Origin of the sequence: Synechococcus sp. R3-13 (genome assembly GCF_047462195.1) — a bacterium.
Lineage (GTDB): Bacteria > Cyanobacteriota > Cyanobacteriia > Thermostichales > Thermostichaceae > Thermostichus.
Genome location: NZ_JANSIO010000020.1, coordinates 1 through 1,068, shown reverse-complemented (window position 1 = coordinate 1,068; position 1,068 = coordinate 1). Strand labels below are relative to the sequence as shown.

General features: G+C 66.9%; 1 pseudogene. It reads left to right on the top strand.

What is annotated here, in order from left to right:
- Positions 1-957, top strand: a pseudogene (locus NW856_RS00675) (ribonuclease E/G); the annotation flags it as partial.
- Positions 958-1,068: the final 111 nt, after the last annotated feature.

Below are 1,068 nucleotides of genomic sequence, written 5' to 3'. Positions count from 1 at the left end.
GGGGCCGAGCCAGGGCATCTGTTAACAATAGAAAGCGGCCTGACGGTAACGCTACCCACCGAGGCGGAAGGAGGGGATGAGGAAGAGGCCGGCCCGATCCTGCCCCGCGATGGCAACCCCCAACGGGCACGCCTGCGGGTGGGGAGCGATGGGCTGTCTCGAGGCGATAGCCGTGCGCTGCTGCGGCGGTCGCGCTCTGCCCCCGGACAACGACGCCCCAGCCCGGATCCCTTTACGACTTCAGACGATCTGGAGGAAGAGCCACGGGTTGAAACGGGACGCAAGCGTCCCCGTGAAGACTGGGGGGATCCCCGCACTGGCCAGCGCCTCGTTACGCGGAGCCCAGATACTCCTGCAGACGAGGAAACCCCGGAGCCGCTTGGGGACGATCTCTTGCAACCGGCAGGGGGCGGAGCAGACCCAAAGCGTCGAGAGCCCCGCCGTTCTGGCCGTGGGGAAGAGGCAGAATCCACCGCACGCAAAGACCACGCTCCCCCAGCCCGCACCGTTCGCGCCAGCGGGACGGAGTCCTCAGAAGGCCGTCCGGCCCCGGTACGGCAAACGGTCACCGTGGAGATGACCCCGCTGCAACAACGGGTCTACTCGGAGCTGGGGCTGTCGCCGCTGTTGCTCCTTGACCAGCCGCCGCCTTGGGGCCGAGACACGGCGGTTAGGGTGGTTCTGCCGGGAACTCTAGAGGCGGAAAGTCCGCCCAGGATGGAGACTGAGGCAACTTCTCAGGCGGAGGAGTTGGCGCCCGAACCGGATGCCTTGCAGGAGAAGGAGCCGCTGGATACCGTTTCTCCACCCGAACCCTCGGAACCCGAAATCCCTTCTGCTGAATCGTTCCCGTCAGCCGTGCAGAGCAGCTTGGCCGAGCCAGCCGCGGAACTGGGGATCAGCCCTGCCCAGCAATCTCCAGCAGCCTCCAGGCGACGGCGCTCCCGCAGCAGTTAGGCGCTGCTCTCAAGCCCAGGGGCAGGCATGGGAGTATGGCGGAGCGGGCAAGGCCGAGTTTGATCTGGGAGGGATCCCTTTGGCAGCAGGGGATCCTGCGGGTGGCGGGGG